The sequence below is a fragment of the Pseudomonas sp. D5(2026) genome, from assembly GCF_057766845.1.
Genome location: NZ_CM173421.1, coordinates 5,563,230 through 5,581,547 on the forward strand (window position 1 = coordinate 5,563,230; position 18,318 = coordinate 5,581,547).

15 protein-coding genes are annotated in these 18,318 nt (G+C 61.2%); 10 read left to right on the forward strand and 5 right to left on the reverse strand.

Annotated features, from left to right (window positions below; all coding sequences use genetic code 11):
* Positions 1-86: 86 nt before the first annotated feature.
* From aspA to AC3B5Q_RS25625, 4 genes are all read left to right on the forward strand, one after another.
* Positions 87-1,511, forward strand: a complete 1,425-nt coding sequence (gene aspA / locus AC3B5Q_RS25610; RefSeq protein ID WP_028697462.1) for an aspartate ammonia-lyase — start codon at positions 87-89, stop codon at positions 1,509-1,511.
* Between the two features lie 231 nt (positions 1,512-1,742).
* Entirely contained in the window at positions 1,743-2,735 is a 993-nt protein-coding gene (locus tag AC3B5Q_RS25615) for an AraC family transcriptional regulator (RefSeq protein WP_021785281.1), read from the forward strand.
* A 297-nt stretch (positions 2,736-3,032) separates the two neighbouring features.
* On the forward strand, positions 3,033-4,076 hold the full coding sequence (locus AC3B5Q_RS25620; RefSeq protein ID WP_103469563.1) for a histone deacetylase family protein: 1,044 nt from the start codon (positions 3,033-3,035) through the stop codon (positions 4,074-4,076).
* Positions 4,076-5,179: an extracellular solute-binding protein gene (locus tag AC3B5Q_RS25625; RefSeq protein ID WP_275966559.1), complete on the forward strand. Its 1,104-nt coding sequence runs from the start codon at positions 4,076-4,078 to the stop codon at positions 5,177-5,179. The genes AC3B5Q_RS25620 and AC3B5Q_RS25625 overlap by 1 nt, the downstream gene beginning before the upstream one ends.
* 31 nt (positions 5,180-5,210) lie before the next feature.
* Here AC3B5Q_RS25625 and pdxR read toward each other — a convergent pair whose 3' ends face one another.
* Entirely contained in the window at positions 5,211-6,740 is a 1,530-nt protein-coding gene (pdxR, locus tag AC3B5Q_RS25630; RefSeq protein ID WP_021785284.1) for a MocR-like pyridoxine biosynthesis transcription factor PdxR, read from the reverse strand.
* A gap of 89 nt (positions 6,741-6,829) precedes the next feature.
* On the opposite strand from pdxR, the gene AC3B5Q_RS25635 reads away from it, so the two are divergent.
* The 3 genes from AC3B5Q_RS25635 to AC3B5Q_RS25645 are packed head-to-tail and all read left to right on the forward strand — an operon-like array spanning position 6,830 to position 8,597.
* On the forward strand, positions 6,830-7,459 hold the full coding sequence (locus AC3B5Q_RS25635) for an FMN-binding negative transcriptional regulator (protein WP_021785285.1): 630 nt from the start codon (positions 6,830-6,832) through the stop codon (positions 7,457-7,459).
* A gap of 12 nt (positions 7,460-7,471) precedes the next feature.
* On the forward strand, positions 7,472-7,918 hold the full coding sequence (locus AC3B5Q_RS25640) for a GNAT family N-acetyltransferase (RefSeq protein WP_021785286.1): 447 nt from the start codon (positions 7,472-7,474) through the stop codon (positions 7,916-7,918).
* A gap of 7 nt (positions 7,919-7,925) precedes the next feature.
* The gene (locus tag AC3B5Q_RS25645; protein ID WP_103469561.1) at positions 7,926-8,597 is read left to right on the forward strand and encodes a GNAT family N-acetyltransferase; all 672 of its coding nucleotides are present in this window, start codon (positions 7,926-7,928) and stop codon (positions 8,595-8,597) included.
* Positions 8,598-8,757: 160 nt separating this feature from the next.
* Here AC3B5Q_RS25645 and oadA read toward each other — a convergent pair whose 3' ends face one another.
* On the reverse strand, positions 8,758-10,566 hold the full coding sequence (oadA, locus tag AC3B5Q_RS25650) for a sodium-extruding oxaloacetate decarboxylase subunit alpha (RefSeq protein WP_021785288.1): 1,809 nt from the start codon (positions 10,564-10,566) through the stop codon (positions 8,758-8,760).
* 11 nt (positions 10,567-10,577) lie between these two features.
* Positions 10,578-11,993 (reverse strand): acetyl-CoA carboxylase biotin carboxylase subunit, encoded by a 1,416-nt coding sequence (locus AC3B5Q_RS25655; RefSeq protein ID WP_003253279.1) that lies wholly within the window; start codon positions 11,991-11,993, stop codon positions 10,578-10,580.
* Positions 11,994-12,182: 189 nt separating this feature from the next.
* Here AC3B5Q_RS25655 and AC3B5Q_RS25660 point away from each other — a divergent pair, with 189 nt between their 5' ends.
* On the forward strand, positions 12,183-13,145 hold the full coding sequence (locus tag AC3B5Q_RS25660; RefSeq protein WP_021785289.1) for a LysR family transcriptional regulator: 963 nt from the start codon (positions 12,183-12,185) through the stop codon (positions 13,143-13,145).
* Here AC3B5Q_RS25660 and AC3B5Q_RS25665 read toward each other — a convergent pair.
* Positions 13,087-13,305 carry a PA3496 family putative envelope integrity protein gene (locus AC3B5Q_RS25665; protein WP_061405728.1) on the reverse strand — a complete coding sequence of 73 codons (219 nt, stop codon included), beginning with the start codon at positions 13,303-13,305 and terminating at the stop codon, positions 13,087-13,089. The genes AC3B5Q_RS25660 and AC3B5Q_RS25665 overlap by 59 nt on opposite strands.
* Before the next feature lie 195 nt (positions 13,306-13,500).
* Positions 13,501-14,367 carry a transcriptional regulator HexR gene (hexR, locus tag AC3B5Q_RS25670; protein ID WP_003253273.1) on the reverse strand — a complete coding sequence of 289 codons (867 nt, stop codon included), beginning with the start codon at positions 14,365-14,367 and terminating at the stop codon, positions 13,501-13,503.
* Between the two features lie 103 nt (positions 14,368-14,470).
* Between hexR and zwf the strand changes: the two genes are divergently transcribed.
* Together zwf and uvrD are read left to right on the forward strand one after the other, a co-directional pair.
* Positions 14,471-15,913, forward strand: coding sequence for a glucose-6-phosphate dehydrogenase (gene zwf / locus AC3B5Q_RS25675; RefSeq protein ID WP_021785290.1), 1,443 nt, complete (start codon positions 14,471-14,473; stop codon positions 15,911-15,913).
* A gap of 214 nt (positions 15,914-16,127) precedes the next feature.
* Positions 16,128-18,314: a DNA helicase II gene (gene uvrD / locus AC3B5Q_RS25680; RefSeq protein ID WP_021785291.1), complete on the forward strand. Its 2,187-nt coding sequence runs from the start codon at positions 16,128-16,130 to the stop codon at positions 18,312-18,314.
* Positions 18,315-18,318: the final 4 nt, after the last annotated feature.

Consider the following 18,318-nt stretch of genomic DNA (forward strand, 5'->3'; position numbering starts at 1 on the left):
AATAGCATTGGCCGCAAAAACACCTTCAGGCCTAGGATTGGCGCCATTCCGGCAGGTGCCGGGTCAAAATCGAGATGATATACATCATGTCCTCTGCTGCATCGTTCCGCGTCGAAAAAGACTTGTTGGGTACCCTTGAAGTTCCTGCAGATGCCTACTACGGCATCCAGACCCTGCGCGCTGCCAACAACTTCCACCTCTCCGGTGTTCCGCTGTCGCACTACCCGAAGCTGGTCGTGGCCCTGGCCATGGTCAAGCAGGCCGCTGCCGACGCCAACCGTGAGCTGGGTCACCTGAGCGATGCCAAGCACGCTGCCATTTCTGCAGCCTGCGCCCGCCTGATCAAAGGCGATTACCACGACCAGTTCGTAGTTGACATGATCCAAGGCGGCGCTGGTACTTCTACCAACATGAACGCCAACGAAGTCATTGCCAACGTTGCGCTGGAGGCCATGGGCCACCAGAAGGGTGAGTACCAGTACCTGCACCCGAACAACGACGTGAACATGGCGCAGTCGACCAACGACGCCTACCCGACCGCAATCCGCCTGGGCCTGTTGCTGGGTCACGACGCGCTGCTGGCCAGCCTTGATAGCCTGATCCAGGCCTTTGCTGCCAAGGGTAAAGAATTCGACCACGTACTGAAGATGGGCCGTACCCAGCTGCAGGACGCCGTACCAATGACCCTGGGCCAGGAATTCCGCGCCTTCGCCACCACCATGAACGAAGACCTGCAGCGCCTGCGCTCGCTGGCTCCGGAACTGCTGACCGAAATCAACCTGGGTGGTACCGCCATCGGTACTGGCATCAACGCCGACCCTGGCTACCAGGCCTTGGCCGTACAGCGCCTGGCTACCATCAGCGGCCATCCGCTGGTACCGGCTGCCGACCTGATCGAAGCCACCTCCGACATGGGCGCTTTCGTGCTGTTCTCCGGCATGCTCAAGCGCACAGCGGTCAAGCTGTCGAAGATCTGCAACGACCTGCGCCTGCTGTCCAGCGGCCCGCGTACCGGCATCAACGAGATCAACCTGCCGGCGCGTCAGCCAGGCAGCTCGATCATGCCAGGCAAGGTCAACCCGGTTATTCCAGAGGCTGTAAACCAGGTGGCCTTCGCCATCATGGGCAACGACCTGGCCCTGACCGTCGCCGCCGAAGGTGGCCAACTGCAGCTGAACGTGATGGAGCCGCTGATCGCCTACAAGATCTTCGACTCGATCCGCCTGCTGCAACGCGCCATGGACATGCTGCGCGAGCACTGCATCGTCGGCATCACCGCCAACGAACAGCGCTGCCGCGAACTGGTCGAGCACTCGATCGGCCTGGTTACCGCACTGAACCCGTACATCGGCTACGAAAACGCCACCCGTATCGCCCGCGTTGCCCTGGAAAGTGGCCGCGGCGTACTGGAACTGGTGCGCGAAGAGAAGCTGCTGGACGACGCGATGCTCGACGACATCCTGCGTCCGGAAAACATGATCGCTCCACGTCTGGTTCCGCTGAAGGCGTAATCAGGCCGCTGTAAACAGTCTCACCAGGTCGAGGGACTAGACACCTCTCAACCTTTCCAAGGCCCGAGCGCTTGCTTCGGGCCTTTTTTTTGCCTGAAGGTTTTGGGGGCCGCTTTTGCGGGCCTTCGCGACACCAGACCGCGCCTGCAGAGTATGTGGTTTACCTGCAGCCCCGGATATCGGCACACAACTTGCTCCATAATGCGTCCCAGCCCCACGGGATTACCCAGCATGCTGCACAGCCACCTGACCACCCTCAACGCAGTTTCGCTGATTCTCAACGTCTTCCAGGCAGACGGTTGCGAGGCTTCAGCGCTGCTGGCCGGCAGCGGCATTGGCCCGGCAGACCTGGGGCATGCCGATGCGCGCATCACCACACAGCAGGAGTTGCAGGTTTGCGCCAATGCGGTGGCCCGACGCGAGGACATTGGCCTGGAGCTGGGCCAGCGCATGCATGTGTCGTGCTACGGCATGCTCGGTTACGCGCTGCTCTCCAGTGCCACTTTGGGTGACGCCTTACGCCTGGCGCTGCAATATCCGGCACTGCTGGGAACAGTCTTCAAGCTGCGCTTGCTCGACGACGGCCAACGTGTCTGGTTCAGCGCCAGCGATTACCAGGACAGCCCGGCGCTGAGCGCTTTCAACGCCGAGTTCTGCCTGGTGTCGCTGAAAGTCATCTGCGACGACCTGCTTGGCCGTCCGTTGCCGCTGCTTGGCGCACGCTTTGAACACCCTCGCCCTGGTTACCACGCGCTCTATGCCGGAGCGTTTCCATGCCCGATCGGTTTCGCCGCCGAGGACAATGCCTTTGCCTTCGAACGGCGATGGCTAGATATGCCGCTGCCGCTGGCCGACCCGATTACTCACAAAGCCATGAGCGAGCGCTGCCGGCGCCTGAACCTTGAATTCACCGGTCGCCAGGCATGGCTGGGACGGATTCGCCAGCTGCTGGCGCAGCAACTGGACGCAGCCCCTGGGCTGGAAGGGCTTGCGCGGCAGATGAACTGCTCGTCGCGCACCCTGCGTCGGCATTTGCAGGCGCTGGGCTGCAGTTATCAACAACTGCTGGACGAACTGAGGTTCGAGCGGGCCAAGCAGTTGCTGGCCGATGAACAGATGCCGATCTACCGGATTGCGGAGACTTTGGGGTTCAGTGAGACGGCCAGTTTTCGGCATGCCTTCCAGCGCTGGAGTGGCGTGGCGCCCAGCCATTTTCGTGGTTGACCTGTTCTGGCCTCTTCGCGGGTAAACCCGCGCCTACAGGGGCGTCACAACCCCTGACGCCTTGGTGGCCATTGTAGGAGCGGGTTCACCCGCGAAAGGGCCGGACCTGCCGGCCAATGCCCAAAGGCCGTTCACCGTTGCCGCCGCTGCCTTACCCGCGACGGGGCTGGGATAGGTCACCGCCCATCTGGCCATAGACCTTGGCCACATCGATCCCCTTTTGGCCGTTTGCGTCGTTCTCCCCTGCTGATCAGCCCGTAACAATGGACCCACGCCAGTCCCCACCGGAGAACAACAATGCTGACGATCTATTCCGATGACCACCGCCTGCACCACGGCCGCTGCGAGCTGATCGATGGCAAGCTGATGCCCTGTTTCGAAATGCCTTCGCGCGCCGACCATGTGCTCGACCAGGTGAAAAAACGCGACCTCGGCGATATCCAGGGCCCCACCGATTTCGGCCGTGCGCCGTTGCTGCGCATCCACAGCGCCGACTACCTGAATTTCTTCGAAGGCGCCTGGGCCCGCTGGGCTGCACTGGGCCACGAGGGTGACCTGCTGCCCTTCACCTGGCCGGCCCGCACACTGCGCCAGGTCAAACCGACCGGCCTGCATGGCGAACTGGGTTACTACAGCTTCGATGCCGGCGCCCCCATCACCGCGGGTACCTGGCAGGCGGCCTATAGTGCTGCGCAAGTTGCCCTGACCGCACAGGCAGCGATTGAGCAAGGCGCCCATGCGGCGTTCGCCCTGTGCCGTCCGCCAGGACACCACGCTGCCGGTGAAGTGATGGGCGGCTACTGCTACCTGAATAACGCCGCCATCGCCGCCCAGGCCTTCCTCGACCAAGGCCGAAGCAAGGTCGCCATCCTTGACGTCGACTACCACCACGGCAACGGCACCCAAGACATCTTCTACAGCCGCGACGACGTGTTCTTCGCTTCGATCCACGGCGACCCGCAGGACGAATTCCCGTTCTTCCTAGGCTATGCCGATGAAACCGGCGAAGGCGCAGGCGAGGGCTACAACATCAACTACCCCTTGCCGGCCGGTAGCGACTGGGCCGCCTGGAGCGCAGCCCTGGAAGATGCCTGCAAGCGCATCGCCAGCTATGACGCCGACGTGCTGGTCATCTCCCTGGGTGTGGACACCTTCAAGGACGACCCCATCTCGCAATTCAAGCTGGACAGCCCGGACTATCTGGAAATGGGCAAGCGCATCGGTCAACTCGGCAAGCCGACCCTGTTCGTGATGGAAGGCGGCTACGCTGTGGAAGAAATCGGCATCAACGCGGTCAATGTGCTGGAAGGCTTCCAGCGCGCCCAGCCAGGAGCCCGATAATGGTCCGACTCAAACGTCTGCTCGCCCCGCTCATCGCTGCCACCCTGTTCGCGGGCGCGCTACACGCACAAGCCGAGCAGCGTACCCTGCGTGTATACAACTGGTTCGATTACATCACCCCGCAGACCTTGACTGCGTTCCAGAAGGACAGTGGCGTCAAGCTGGTGTACGACATCTTCGACACCAACGAGGCGCTGGAGGCCAAGCTGCTAACCGGCAACTCCGGTTATGACGTGGTAGTGCCGTCCAACGTGTTCCTCGCCAAACAGATCGAAGCCGGGGTGTTCCAGCCGCTGGATCGCAGCAAGCTGCCAAACTGGAAACACCTGGACCCGGCGCTGATGAAGCTGATCGAAGCCAATGACCCGGGCAACAAGTTTGCCGTGCCGTATATGTACGGCACCGTGCTGATCGGCTTCAACCCGGCCAAGGTCAAGGCTGCACTCGGCGACAACGCGCCGGTGGACAGCTGGGACCTGATTTTCAAGGAAGAGAACATCGCCAAGCTCAAGCAGTGCGGCGTGGCCCTGCTCGACTCGCCGTCGGAGATTCTACCGGTGGCCCTGCAGTACCTGGGCTTGCCGCCGAACAGCGACAAACCGGCCGACTACAAGAAGGCCGAGGCGCTGATGCTGAAGATTCGTCCGCATATCACGTACTTCCACTCCTCGAAGTACATGGCAGATATCGCCAATGGCGACATCTGCGTGGCGGTGGGCTACAGCGGCAGCTTCTCGCAGGCTGCCAACCGCGCCCGCGAGGCGAACAACGGCGTGGTGGTGGACATGCGCCTGCCCAAGGAAGGCGCGCCAATCTGGTTCGACATGCTGGCGATTCCAAAGGGCGCAGCCAACCCGGAGGATGCGCATACCTTCATCAACTACCTGCTGCGGCCAGAGGTCATTGCGCCGATCAGCGACTTCGTCGGGTATCCGAACCCGAACAAGGATGCGACCGACAAGGTGAATCCGACGATTCGCAACAACCCCAACCTGTATCCGACAGCAGAGGCGATGGCCAAGCTGTATACCCTCAAGCCTTTGACACGAAATGCCGAACGGGCCAGGACCCGCGCCTGGACGCGGATAAAGTCCGGTACCTGATATTGAACCGGGGGCTGCTTTGCAGCCCCCTTCATTTTCTCCAGACTTTGCGTAGTTTCATCAAGGCCTCGGCTATCTCGCCCTCCGGCACCGCAGCAAAGCCCAACACCAGGCCTGCCCGTTTATCCACAGGCGCCTCGCTGTCCGCCAACCAGAAATTGCTCAGTGGCGTCACCTCCACCCCCACCGCCTCGGCCTTGGCCACCAGCTCCTGTTCCCGAGCAAAGTTATCCACATCGACCTTCACATGCAGCCCAGCCGCCACTTCCAGCATTGCGCCCAACCCCGGAATATCCACAGGCCAACCGGCCATGAGCACATCGCGCCGCTTCAACGCCGCCTTGCGCATGCGGCGGATATGCCGCTGAAAATGCCCTCGCGCCATGAACTCGGCCATCACGCACTGGCTGCTGACCTCCGAATGCCGTACCGCCAACGCTTTGCCCTGGCTGAACGCCTGCACCAGACTTGGTGGTAGCACCAGGTAGCCCAGACGCAACGCCGGGAAGGCTATCTTGCCGAAAGTACCGACATACAGCACCCGCCCGTGCCGGTCGAGCGCCGCCAGCGGGGCCAGCGGGGCACCGCTGTAGCGATACTCGCCGTCGTAGTCGTCCTCGATGATCCAGCCGCCACTGCGTTCAGCCCAGGCCAGCAATGCCAGGCGACGTGCAAGGCTCATGGTCACCCCGGTCGGGTATTGGTGCGCAGGCGTGACATAGGTCAGCCGACAATCCGTCAACTGTTCGAGCCGGTCGCAGTCCAGCCCGTCTTCATCCACAGGTACGCCAACCACCCGCCCCCCCGCGAGCGTGAAGGCATGCGCGGCCGCCCGATAGCCTGGGTTTTCCACAGCCACACCGTCGCCCGATTGCAGCAGCAACTGTGCACAAAGGCTGATGGCCTGCTGCGCACCGCTTGTGATCACAATTTGTTCAGCTGTGCAGTTCAGCCCCCGCGAGCGGCGTAAGTAGGCCGCAATCAGATCGCGCAAAGCCGGTTCACCTGCCGGGTCACCATAGCCCAGTTGCGCAGGGGACGGGTTGCGCCAGAAACCCGCCTGTAGCTTGGCCCATACGTCAAACGGGAACAGGTCGAATGCCGGAATGCCGACTCGAAATGCACGCGGCGCGCCACTTCTGGGAGGTGGTAAATGGTTGCTTTTCAGGCGCTGCAGAGGCTCACGGAAAAGTCTCTCGCTGGATAAATCCTCAGTATTTTCTTCAGGAAATGTGGATAAACCTGTTGATAAGCATAGGGATAACCCTGTGGATACTTCTGTGGACAGTTTGGGCAGTAGGCTAACGTAAGTGCCATCGCCGACCCGACTTTCGATGAAGCCCTCGGCATACAGCTGATCATAGGCGCGCACCACGCTGTTGCGTGAAAGCGCCAACATGGCAGCCAGGTCGCGCGTGGCCGGCAGCCGCGTACCACTGCTCAGACGCCCATCCAGTACCCGTGCTCGCAACGCCTGATACAGCTGCTGGCTAAGCCCGCGGCGGCGATCAAGGGCGATCCCGGCAGGGTCGAAAGGCAGTATGAGGGGGGACTCACTCATGGTATTGGACCTATCAAAACAGGCATAAATGGCTCTTACATAGAACCAATAGCCTGCCTAGGATGGAGCCATTCGACAAGGATCCCGCCATGTACACCAGTAAGCCCCACCAGGAACACGACCTCACCCGCCTGCACCAGCACATGCTAGACACCCGCCTGGCCGTTCTGATCAGCCAAGGCGAGCAGGGCCTTCTGGCCACACACCTGCCGGTGCTGGTCGATACCGCCGAGGGCGTTTACGGCACTGTGTATGCTCACCTGGCCCGGGCCAACCGCCAATGGCAAGACCTGCAGCAAGGCGCAGAAGCGCTGCTGGTATTCCCCGGCGCCGATGCTTATGTCAGCCCCAGCTATTACCCAAGCAAGGCCGATAACCCCAAGGTGGTGCCGACCTGGAACTACCTGGCGGTGCACGCTTATGGCCCGGCCGAAGTCATCCATGAGGCCGAGCCGCTACTGGCTATCGTAAGCCGCCTGACCGACCGCCACGAACAGGGTCGCAGCGAACCATGGAAAGTCACCGATGCACCTGCCGACTACATCGAGGGCATGCTGCGTGCCATCGTCGGCATCCGCCTGCCCATTGCGCGCCTTCAAGGTGCACGCAAGCTCAGCCAGAACCGCTCCGGGCAAGACGTCGCTGGCGTGCGCGAAGGCCTGACCGCCAGCCCCGATCAACTGGACAAACAACTCGCGGCGCACATGCGCCAAGCCTGAAGGAATAGCCCCATGACCAGCGTTACTCTGCGCCCTGTCACTGCCCAGGATCACGCCGCCTGGCACACCCTGTGGCAGGCCTACTTGCACTTCTACGAGACCAAACTGGCCGATGCCATCAGCCTGAGCACCTGGCAACGCTTGCTCGACCCCAACGAGCCAACCCATTCGGCACTGGCCTGGGTCGACGGCAAGGCGGTGGGGATGGTCAACTTCATCTACCATCGTTCCAACTGGAGCATCGAGAATTCCTGCTACCTGCAGGACCTGTATGTGGACAGCACGCAACGTGGCCTGGGCATTGGTCGACAGCTGATCGAGTACGTCTACACCACTGCCAAGGCCGACAACTGCATCAAGGTGCACTGGCTGACCCACGAAACCAACGCCACTGCCATCAGCCTGTACCAGCAGGTTGCAGAGCGCTCGGGTTTCATCCAATTCCGCAAAGGCTTGTAGGTCGAACATGACAGACGCATTGAACTGGAAACCCGCCGCCACCCCCAAGGCCGAACCAATTGAAGGCCGCTTCATCCGCCTGGAGAAGCTCGATGCAGAGCGCCATGGCGAAGACCTCTGGGAGGTGCTGCAGGGGCCGGCCTCCGATCCGGTGCTGTGGGACTACTTGCCCTACGGCCCGTTCGCCGAACGTGCCGCCTTTGACCGCTGGCTGGAAGGCAATGCTGCTGGCCGCGACCCGCTTTTCTATACTGTCATCGACCGCGCCAGTGGCCAGGCCCAAGGCATTCTCAGCCTGATGTCGATCGTGCCTGACCACGGCCGAATAGAGATCGGGCACATCGCCTTCGGCGCCGCCATGCAGCGCACGCCCAAGGGTACCGAGGCGGTGTATCTGCTGGGGAAGCTGGGCTTCGAGCTGGGTAATCGACGACTGGAGTGGAAGTGCAATAACGCCAATGCCCGCTCCAAACGCGCGGCAGAACGATTCGGCTTCGTCTACGAAGGGGTGTTCCGCAAGCACCTGGTGGTCAAGGACCATAACCGCGATACGGCTTGGTACTCGATTACCGATGATGAATGGCCGGCGGTAGCTGCCGGGTTTGAGCGATGGCTGAGCGAGGAGAACCAGCAGCCGGGTGGCCAGGTGGATAGCCTTGAGGTGTGCCGCAAAGGTTGAACGGTGTGCTGAATCAGCTGGCCTTTTCGCGGATGAACCCGCTCCTGCGGGGGATGCGCGTCATGAGGTGGACTACCCGCGAAGAGGCTAGTGAATCCGGCACAAAAAAAGGGGAGCAACCGCTCCCCAGAGGTTAACCACTTGTAGATGAGGGCTTAAATCAGCCTTCGATCTCGATCAGGATCTCACCCGGCGTCACGCGATCACCCTTGGCCACATGGATGGCCACGATCTTGCCGGCGATGGCTGCCTGCACTTCGGTTTCCATCTTCATGGCTTCGGTGATCAAGACCGCCTGGCCGGCCTTGACCATGTCACCTTCCTTGACCAGCACATCAACGATGTTCCCTGGCATGGTGGTGCTTACGTGGCCAGGGTCAGTAGCTTGTTTGCGCTTGCTACCGCCACCGCTGACGAACTCGTTGAGCGGCTCGAATACCACTTCTTCCGGCATGCCGTCGATCGACAGGTAGAAGTGACGCTTGCCTTCGGCCTTAACGCCCACACCGGTGATGTCGACGCGGTAGGTTTCGCCGTGAACGTCGATGACGAACTCGGTCGGCACGCCTTCACCACCTGGGGCAGCCACGGCACCGGCTTCCGGAATCGGCAGCAGAACTTCAGGCGTCAGCGTGCCAGCTTCGCGTTCTTCGAGGAACTTGCGGCCAATGTCCGGGAACATGGCGAAGGTCAGCACGTCCTCTTCGCAACGGGCCAGGGCACCGATGTCGCTACGCAACTTGGCCATTTCCGGCTTCAGCAGGTCAGCCGGGCGCACATCGATCACTTCTTCGCTGCCGATAGCCTGGCGACGCAGTTGTTCGTTGACCACACCCGGGGCCTTGCCATAACCACCTTGCAGGTACAGCTTCACCTCATTGGTGATGGTCTTGTAGCGCTCACCCGCCAGCACGTTGAAGAAGGCCTGGGTGCCGACGATCTGCGAGGTCGGGGTGACCAGCGGCGGGAAGCCGAGGTCTTCACGAACACGCGGGATCTCGGCCAGCACTTCGTTCATGCGGTTAAGGGCGCCCTGCTCCTTGAGCTGGTTGGCCAGGTTGGAAATCATGCCGCCCGGTACCTGGTTGACCTGCACGCGGGTGTCCACCGTTGTGAACTCGCTTTCGAACTGGTGATACTTCTTGCGCACGCCATAGAAGTACAACCCGATTTCCTGCAGAAGCTCCAGGTCCAGGCCGGTGTCGAATTCGCTGCCCTTGAGTGCAGCAACCATCGACTCGGTACCCGGGTGGCTGGTGCCCCAAGCGAAGCTGGAGATGGCGGTGTCGATGTGGTCGGCGCCATTTTCCACGGCCTTGAGCTGGCACATGGCAGCCAGACCGGCGGTATCGTGGGAGTGGATGAACACCGGCAGCGACTGTTCAGCCTTCAGCGCCTTGACCAACTCGCCAGTGGCGAACGGGGTCAGCAGGCCAGCCATGTCCTTGATCGCCACCGAGTCGCAACCCATGGCTTCCATCTGCTTGGCCTGCTTCACGAAGGCTTCGATGGTGTGTACCGGGCTGGTGGTGTAAGCGATGGTGCCCTGGGCGTGCTTGCCGGCGGCCTTGACCGCTTCGATTGCCACGCGCAGGTTACGCACGTCGTTCATGGCGTCGAAAATGCGGAACACATCAATGCCGTTAACCGCAGCCTTGGCGACGAAGGCCTTGACCACGTCGTCGCTGTAGTGGCGGTAGCCCAACAGGTTCTGACCGCGAAGCAGCATTTGCAGGCGGGTGTTGGGCAGCGCTGCACGCAGCTTGCGCAGGCGCTCCCACGGGTCTTCCTTGAGGAAGCGCACGCAGGCGTCGAAGGTGGCACCACCCCAGACTTCCAGCGACCAGTAGCCAACCTTGTCGAGCTTGTCGCAGATCGGCAGCATGTCTTCGGTACGCATGCGGGTGGCCAGCAGGGACTGGTGAGCGTCGCGCAGGATCGTGTCGGTTACGTGAATTTTCTTGGACATTATGGGGTTCCTCACAGGCCTGCGTGGGCGGCGATGGCGGCAGCGATGGCCAGGGCCAGCTCTTCGGGTTTGCGCTTGATCGAGTAGTTGGTCAATTCAGGGTGGCTTTCGACGAAGCTGGTATTGAACTGGCCGCTACGGAATTCCGGATTGCGCAGGATTTCCTGGTAGTACGCGGCGGTGGTCTTCACCCCTTGCACGCGCATGTCGTCCAGGGCCCGCAGGCCGCGGTCCATGGCTTCTTCCCAGGTCAACGCCCACACCACCAGTTTCAGGCACATGGAGTCGTAGAACGGCGGAATGGTATAGCCGGTGTAGATCGCCGTGTCGGTACGCACGCCTGGGCCGCCGGGGGCATAGTAACGGGTGATCTTGCCGAAGCTGGGCAGGAAGTTGTTTTTCGGGTCTTCAGCATTGATACGGAACTGCAAAGCGTAGCCACGGTGCTGAATATCTTCCTGCTTGACCGACAGTGGCAGCCCCGAGGCAATGCGGATCTGCTCGCGAACGATGTCGATCCCGGTGATTTCCTCGGTAATGGTGTGTTCCACCTGCACCCGGGTGTTCATTTCCATGAAGTACACTTCGCCATCGGCGAGCAGGAACTCCACAGTACCGGCGTTCTCGTAATTCACCGCTTTGGCCGCACGCACCGCCAGGTCGCCGATGTAGGCTCGCTGCTCGGGAGTGAGCTGTGGGCTCGGGGCAATTTCGATGAGCTTCTGGTTACGGCGCTGGATAGAGCAGTCGCGCTCGAACAGGTGCACTACGTTGCCGAAGCTGTCACCGAGAATTTGCGCCTCGATGTGCTTTGGGTTGACGATGCACTTCTCCAGGAACACTTCGGCCGAACCAAAGGCCTTGGTCGCCTCGGAAATTACCCGCGGGAAGTTCTGTTCCAGTTCTTCACGGCTATTGCAGCGGCGAATACCGCGGCCGCCACCACCGGAGGTGGCCTTGAGCATCACCGGATAACCGATGCGGTCACCTTCGCTCAGGGCTTCATGAATATCGGCAACGTTGCCTTCGGTGCCCGGGGTTACCGGCACACCGGCGGCAATCATGGTGCGGCGCGCTTCGGTCTTGTCGCCCATACGGCGGATCACGTCGGCGGCCGGGCCAATGAACTTGATCCCGCGCTCGGCGCAAATCTCTGCCAGTTCGGCGTTTTCCGAAAGGAAACCATAGCCCGGGTGCAGGGCATCACAGCCGGTTTCCACAGCCAGGTTCACCAGCTTGCGCGGGTTCAGGTAACCGGCCAGCGGCTCGGCACCGATGCTGTGGGCTTCGTCAGCGCGCTTGACGTGCAAGGCATGCCGGTCGGCGTCGGAAAAGATCGCTACCGAGCGAATGCCCATCTCGGCGCAAGCACGCACGATCCGAACTGCGATTTCACCTCGGTTGGCGATCAGGATTTTTTTTATCACTGGAGTCTTCCCAAAGCCGTAGGAACAGTCGAGCCGGTTCTACCGGTCGGCGCGTGACCAGACGTTGCTGGCCAGTCGCGTATTCACCCTAGCGCTGTAGGTCGATAAACAAAAATCAATATTTGTTAGAGGCTGTATTAGTAAAAGCTTATAGTTGGGTAACAGGGTGTTGCCGAAGAGCCGATTAAAATGCGTAAGTCCTTGATGCGTATGACATTGCGTCAACTCCAGATCTTCAATGAGGTGTGCGATTTGCGCTCGTACAGCCGTGCTGCGGAGGAGATGGCGCTGACGCAACCCGCCGTTAGTCTACAGATTCGCCAGCTCGAAGAGCTGATCGGCCAGCCACTGTTCGAGTACGTGGGCAAGAAGCTATACCTGACCGAGGCGGCCGAGGCCCTTCAGCGCGCCAGCCACGATATCTTCGGGCGCCTGGAAAGCCTGGACATGCAGCTGTCGGACATGCAGGGCTCATTGCAGGGTCAGTTGAAACTGGCGATCGAGTCCAGTGCCAAGTACTTCGTGCCACACCTGTTCGCCGCCTTCAAGCAGCGTCACCCGGAGGTCAACCTGACCTTGACGGTAGTCAACCGCGCCCAAGCCATCCGCCGCCTTTCCGATAACCGCGACGACCTGATCATCATGTCGATGGTGCCGCAAGACATGGGCCTGGAGTTTCTGCCGTTCCTCAACAACCCGATCGTTGCGGTTGCCCCGCCGAACCACCCGCTGTGCAAGCTGGAGCAGTTGCGCATGCAGGACCTGGAGCCTCATACCCTGTTAGTCCGCGAGCAGGGTTCGGGAACACGCAAGGCGTGCGAAGAGTACTTCAAGGACAAGCGCGTGCATTTCGCCCAGACGCTTGAGGTAGCCTCGGCCGATGCCCAGCGCGAATGCGTGATCGCCGGCTTGGGGATCGCCCTGCTGACCCGTCACGCAGTCAACCTGGAACTGGCCACCGGTGTGCTGAAGGAATTACCGGTCGAGGAACTGCCGCTGTACCGTAGCTGGTGCGTGGTGCAGGCCAAGGCCAAGCGGCAGTCGCCGGTGGCCTTGGCGTTCCTGGCATTCATCCGCGGCGAACGTGCATTGATCAGCGCGCTTGTTGAACGTTTTTCGGGGAAGTTGCCGCCGATGACTGCCATACCGTGAGTGCTTGCAGCTCAGGGTAGTCCGCCAGGTCGCGGAGCAGTTGACGTTGGTCGCAATAGCTTTCGATCGCGCGGCGGTATTCCATGCGGCGCTGATCCTTTTCCTGCTGCTTGCGAGCCTTGGCGTTGGGTTGGTACGTACCGTCGAAGTCACGAGCCATTGCCTGTCTCCCAGATAGGATGCGGGAGTTTCAGACTGGCCTTGATGGTTTACCGTTTTGCGGTGGAATGGTGACAGAATCGTGAATTTTCACGGCCTGTACCGGCCTCTTTCCACAGGAATTGCACCGATTTATAGAGGCGCACAGTACCTGTGGAAGCGGGCAAGCCCGCGAAGAGGCCAGTACAGGTTGAATTCAGTCGTCTGTAGCCTTGATCGACTTGGGCGACAGACGCAGGCTGCGCAAGCTGCGCTTCACGCTCTTCAGGTGGTTGACCAGACTAGGCCCGCGCGCCATGGCAACGCCCATGGCCAGCACGTCGATCACCACCAGGTGGGCAATACGCGAGGTCAGAGGGGTATAGATCTCGGTGTCTTCATGCACGTCGATCGCCAGGTTGACCGTCGACAGCTCGGCCAGCGGCGTCTGGCTGGGGCACAGGGTAATCAGGTTGGCGCCGCTCTCACGCACCAGGTTGGCGGTGATCAGCAGGTCCTTGGAACGGCCCGACTGGGAAATACACACCGCCACATCACCCGGTTTCAGGGTAACCGCCGACATCGCTTGCATGTGCGGGTCGGAATACGCTGCCGCGCTGAGCAGCAGGCGGAAGAATTTGTGCTGGGCATCGGCTGCAACCGCACCGGACGCGCCAAAGCCATAGAACTCTACCCGCTGCGCCTGGGCCATGGCGCTCACTGCTTGTTGCAGCGCCTGCGGATCAAGGTGCTCGCGCACTTCCATCAGGGTGTGCAGGGTGGTGTCGAAGATCTTCAGACTGTAGTCGGCGACCGAGTCATCTTCGTGGATGGCGAACTGACCGAAACTGGCCCCTGCAGCCAGGCTTTGTGCCAGCTTCAGCTTCAGGTCCTGGAAACCCGAGCAGCCAATGGCCCGGCAGAAACGCACGATGGTCGGCTCACTGATACCCACGCTGTGCGCCAAGTCGGCCATGGAGCTGTGCATGACGGCAGCCGGGTCGAGCAGCACGTGGTCGGCCACTTTCAGTTCCGATTTGCGCAGCAGGTGGCGCGATTGGGCGATATGTTGCAACAGATTCACAGGCTGGACTCGGTTATGATCGGCTTGCCGGGTTGTAGCTTTCTTGTAGTTATACTACATGGACGCCAACCCGCCCAGTTAAACGAACGTGGAGAGTGGCGGTTTGACTATTCCTTGCGACATTCTGGTCTTCGGCGGCACCGGTGATCTGGCCCTGCACAAATTGCTTCCGGCGCTCTACCACCTGTTTCGCGAGGCCCGTCTGAACCCTGCCGTGCGGGTCATCGCACTGGCCAGACGCAACCTGCCACGCCTCGACTACCTGAAACTTGCCGAACGCCATTGTCGCGCGCAGATTGCCCGCAGCGACTTCGACGAGGAGGTGTGGCAGCGGTTTTCTGCACGGGTCGACTACTTCCCGATGGATGCTTCACAAAGCGCCGACTTCGGCCGCCTGGCACGCTACCTGGGCGAACCCGGTGGGCTGACGCGCATCTTCTACCTGGCCACCGCTCCCAACCTGTTCGTGCCGATTGCCAACCACCTGCGCATTGCCGGACTGGCCGACACCGAAGCGCGCATCGTGCTGGAAAAACCGATCGGCCATTCGCTGGAATCCGCCACTGCCATCAATGAAGCGATTGGCACGGTGTTCGAAGAAAGCCAGGTGTTCCGCATCGACCACTACCTGGGCAAGGAAACCGTGCAGAACCTGATGGCCCTGCGTTTTGCCAATGCCCTGCTGGAGCCGGTGTGGCGCAACAACCAGGTCGACCATGTCCAGATCAGCGTTTGCGAGACGCTGGGCGTAGAAAACCGCGGTGCCTACTACGATCGCGCCGGGGCTATTCGCGACATGCTGCAGAACCACCTTCTGCAACTGCTGTGCCTGGTGGCCATGGAGCCACCTGCGCAGTTCGAGGCCGAAGCGGTACGCGACGAAAAGGTGAAAATTCTGCGCGCCCTCAAGCCGATCACTGGCCAGGATGTGCAGGACAAGACAGTACGCGGCCAATATGGCGCCGGGCGTATCGGCGGCCAGGAAGTGCCGGCCTACTACTTTGAAAAGGATGTCGACAACGACAGCGATACCGAGACTTTCGTGGCCATCGAGGCGCACATCGACAACTGGCGCTGGGCGGGCGTGCCCTTCTATCTGCGCACCGGCAAACGCATGGCGCGGCGCGCTTCGCAGATCGTCATCCAGTTCAAGCCAGTGCCTCACGAACTGTTCAGTGGCGGCCAGGTAAACCAGCTACTGATACAGCTGCAACCGGACGAACGCATCAGCCTGCGCATGATGACCAAGAGCCCAGGCAAGGGCATGCGCCTGGAGCCCGTGGAGCTGGACCTTAATCTGGCCCAGGTGTTCAGCCAGACTCGCCGCTGGGAAGCCTACGAGCGTTTGCTGCTGGATGTGCTAGAAGGTGATTCGACACTGTTCATGCGCCGCGATGAAGTGGAAGCAGCCTGGGCCTGGGTAGATCCAATCATCAAGGGCTGTGAAGAGCACTTCCAGGCGCCCCGCCCCTACCCGGCTGGCAGTTCTGGGCCCGAGCAAGCCAACAGCCTGCTCGCCAGGCATGGCAGGCACTGGCATGGCTGAATTACCTGCGCGTTGACGCTACCTTCAATCTGAAACAGGCGCAGATAAAGTTCAAAGGGGCGAAGTCCTTTGCCTTGAAGGCCATTGACTGACCATGCGTCAGCCAGCTTGCGCAGGCCGTAGCTGACCCCGGACCGATGAGCGGGATGCAGCCAGGTGAATATTCATACAGTAGATATTTGCCCCTTACCCGGCATCGCCCTAGAATGGCCCGATGCGCACAGACGACCTCTCTCTCCTGCTGAACTCCCTCAACGATGCCCAACGCCAGGCCGTAGCGGCCACGCTTGGGCGTCAACTGGTGCTTGCCGGTGCCGGTTCCGGTAAAACCCGCGTGCTTGTACACCGTATCGCCTGGCTGATCCAGGTCGAGCAGGCATCGCCGCACTCGATCCTGTCGGTGACGTTCACCAACAAGGCCGCAGCAGAAATGCGCCAGCGGATCGAACAACTGCTGGGCATCAACCCGGCAGGCATGTGGGTCGGCACCTTCCACGGCCTGGCCCATCGTCTGTTGCGGGCCCACTGGCAGGAAGCACGGCTGGTGCAGAATTTCCAGATCCTCGACAGCGACGACCAGCAGCGTCTGATCAAGCGGGTGATGCGCGAGTTGGGCCTGGACGAGCAGAAGTGGCCGGCACGCCAGGCCCAGTGGTTCATCAACGGGCAGAAAGACGAAGGCCTGCGCCCGCAGCATATCCAGGCGGGGGGCGACCTGTTCCTGGCGACCATGCGCGAGGTCTACACCGCCTACGAGCAGGCTTGCGAGCGCGCCGGGGTCATCGATTTCTCCGAGCTGCTGCTTCGCGCCCTGGACCTGTGGCGTGACCACCCGGGCCTGCTGGAGCACTATCAGCGACGCTTCCGCCACGTGCTGGTGGACGAGTTCCAGGATACCAACGCCGTGCAGTACGCCTGGTTGCGCCTGCTGGCACGCGGCGGCGACAGCCTGATGGCGGTAGGCGATGACGACCAGTCGATCTACGGCTGGCGCGGCGCCAAGATCGAAAACATTCACCAGTACACCGCCGACTTCCCCGACGCCGAAATGATCCGCCTGGAGCAGAACTACCGCTCCACCGGCGGCATCCTCAAGGCGGCCAACGCGCTGATCGCCAATAACAGCGGGCGCCTGGGCAAGGAACTGTGGACCGACATGGGCGAAGGCGAACCACTGACCCTGTACGCGGCCTACAACGAGCACGATGAAGCGCGCTATGTAGTGGAAACCATCGAGAGCCTGGTCAAGCAGGGCAATGCGCGCAACGAGATCGCCATCCTGTACCGCTCCAACGCCCAGTCGCGAGTGCTGGAAGAAGCTCTGCTGCGTGAGCGTATCCCCTACCGCATCTATGGCGGCCAGCGCTTCTTCGAGCGCGCCGAAATCAAGAATGCCATGGCGTACCTGCGCCTGATCGAAGGGCGTGGCAACGATGCCGCTCTGGAGCGGGTGATCAACGTGCCGCCGCGCGGTATTGGCGAAAAAACTGTCGAAGCCATCCGCGAGCACGCCCGCCACAGCCAGCTGTCCATGTGGGAAGCCATGTGCCAGCTGCTCGCTGCCAAGGCCCTGAAGGGTCGCGCCGCCAGTGCCCTGGGGGCCTTTATCGAGCTGATCGAGGGGCTGGCCGCCAAGGTCGTGGACATGCCGCTGCATACCATGACCCAGACCGCCATAGAACAGTCCGGCCTGATCACCTATCACCAGGAAGAAAAAGGTGAAAAGGGCCAGGCACGGGTAGAAAACCTTGAGGAACTGGTCAGTGCCGCACGCAACTTCGAGTCCACCGACGAAGACGCCGACCTGTCCCCGCTCTCGGCCTTCCTTGGCCACGCCTCACTCGAAGCTGGCGATACTCAGGCTGACGAGCATGAAGACAGCATCCAGCTGATGACCCTGCACAGCGCCAAAGGCCTTGAGTTCCCCTATGTGTTCCTGGTGGGCATGGAAGAAGGCTTGTTCCCGCACAAGATGAGCCTGGAAGAACCCGGCCGCCTGGAAGAGGAACGACGCCTGGCCTATGTAGGCATCACCCGCGCCATGCGCCAGCTGGTCATGACCTACGCCGAAACACGCCGCCTTTATGGCAGCGAGACGTATAACAAGGTGTCGCGTTTCGTGCGTGAAATTCCGGCCGGCCTGGTTCAGGAAGTGCGCCTGTCCAACAGTGTCAGCCGCCCGTTCGGCGGGGCTAAGACGGCCACCAACAGCAACCTGTTCGCCAATGCCAGCATTCCGCAGACCGCGTTCAACCTTGGCCAGCGTGTGCAGCATGCAGTATTCGGCGAAGGCGTGATCCTCAACTTCGAGGGTTCTGGCGCTCAGGCGCGGGTGCAGGTGAACTTTGCCGAAGGTAGCAAATGGCTGATGCTGGGGTATGCCAAGCTCGAGGCTGTCTAAAGCC

Excerpts from the sequence above, each read along its gene's own strand:
- aspA (WP_028697462.1), top strand. The coding sequence starts at position 87 with ATGTCCTCTGCTGCATCGTTCCGCGTCGAAAAAGACTTGTTGGGTACC.
- AC3B5Q_RS25615 (WP_021785281.1), top strand. The coding sequence starts at position 1,743 with ATGCTGCACAGCCACCTGACCACCCTCAACGCAGTTTCGCTGATTCTC.
- AC3B5Q_RS25620 (WP_103469563.1), top strand. The coding sequence starts at position 3,033 with ATGCTGACGATCTATTCCGATGACCACCGCCTGCACCACGGCCGCTGC.
- AC3B5Q_RS25625 (WP_275966559.1), top strand. The coding sequence starts at position 4,076 with ATGGTCCGACTCAAACGTCTGCTCGCCCCGCTCATCGCTGCCACCCTG.
- pdxR (WP_021785284.1), bottom strand. The coding sequence starts at position 6,740 with ATGAGTGAGTCCCCCCTCATACTGCCTTTCGACCCTGCCGGGATCGCC.
- AC3B5Q_RS25635 (WP_021785285.1), top strand. The coding sequence starts at position 6,830 with ATGTACACCAGTAAGCCCCACCAGGAACACGACCTCACCCGCCTGCAC.
- AC3B5Q_RS25640 (WP_021785286.1), top strand. The coding sequence starts at position 7,472 with ATGACCAGCGTTACTCTGCGCCCTGTCACTGCCCAGGATCACGCCGCC.
- AC3B5Q_RS25645 (WP_103469561.1), top strand. The coding sequence starts at position 7,926 with ATGACAGACGCATTGAACTGGAAACCCGCCGCCACCCCCAAGGCCGAA.
- oadA (WP_021785288.1), bottom strand. The coding sequence starts at position 10,566 with ATGTCCAAGAAAATTCACGTAACCGACACGATCCTGCGCGACGCTCAC.
- AC3B5Q_RS25660 (WP_021785289.1), top strand. The coding sequence starts at position 12,183 with ATGCGTAAGTCCTTGATGCGTATGACATTGCGTCAACTCCAGATCTTC.
- AC3B5Q_RS25665 (WP_061405728.1), bottom strand. The coding sequence starts at position 13,305 with ATGGCTCGTGACTTCGACGGTACGTACCAACCCAACGCCAAGGCTCGC.
- uvrD (WP_021785291.1), top strand. The coding sequence starts at position 16,128 with ATGCGCACAGACGACCTCTCTCTCCTGCTGAACTCCCTCAACGATGCC.